The organism is Vibrio sp. Vb1554, assembly GCF_033344235.1.
Map to the genome: position 1 here is coordinate 1 of NZ_JAWPOJ010000505.1, position 1,003 is coordinate 1,003.

Sequence of the window (1,003 nt, forward strand, 5' to 3'; positions counted from 1 at the left end):
GGCCAGAATCCGTTTGTTCTGGGCGCTTAGTTGGCTCAATAGCAGGAACAGCGCGCGCTGTAGCACCTTCTTTTGATGAAGAACGTGTCGCCGCACGTTTTTTCTCTTTGGCTTTGCGTTTCGCTTCCGCAGCTCGTTTCTTAGCTGTCTTACCTTCGCCGCGTAGCTTACGACTTGTTTCGACCAATTCAAAGTCAATTTGCTTGTCATCTAGGTTAACAGCCAGCACTTTTACTTTGACCGCATCACCCAGACGATAGATGTTACCGAAGCTTTCACCGATAAGTCTTTGACCAATAGGATCAAACTGGTAGTAGTCGTTCGCAAGCGTTGAAATGTGCACCAAACCATCGATATGCAGATCGGTCAAGCGCACGAAGAAGCCAAAACTGGTGACGTTAGCAATCACGCCTTCCAGCTCATCGCCGACGTGATCTTGCATGTATTCACACTTCAACCAATCCGCAACTTCACGCGTTGCATCATCAGCGCGGCGCTCTGTCATTGAACATTGTTCGCCGTAGAAGTCCATGTCATCGAATGAGTAATGGTAACCACCCGTTGGCGTCCAACGGTCTTGGTTGCGGCCTTCTTCTTTAGCGATCAAGTACTTGATAGCACGGTGCAGCAACAAGTCAGGGTAACGACGAATTGGTGACGTAAAGTGCGCGTAACGCTTAAGCGCCAAACCGAAGTGGCCTGCGTTGTCCGCGTTGTACACCGCTTGCTTCATGGAGCGCAGCAGCATGGTTTGGATCAGCTCTTGGTCTTGACGACCTGCAATTTGACGCGCGAGATCGGCGTAGTCTGTCGGAGAAGGCTCTAAACCACCTTTCAACTCTAAACCTAGCTCACTTAGGAAATCGCGGAAGCCTTGCAAGCGCAGCTCACCCGGAGATTCGTGAATACGATACAGTGCAGGCTCTTTGGCTTTTTCTACCAATGATGCCGAGGCAATGTTAGCTAAGATCATACATTCTTCGATGATCTTATGCGCGTCATT

The 1,003-nt window shown here is 49.8% G+C and carries 1 protein-coding gene; it reads right to left on the minus strand.

Translation table 11 applies throughout. The features are described 5' to 3' along the window. On the minus strand, positions 1-1,003 hold a 1,003-nt coding region (locus tag R8N28_RS27375; protein ID WP_318183938.1), incomplete at both ends, for an RNB domain-containing ribonuclease.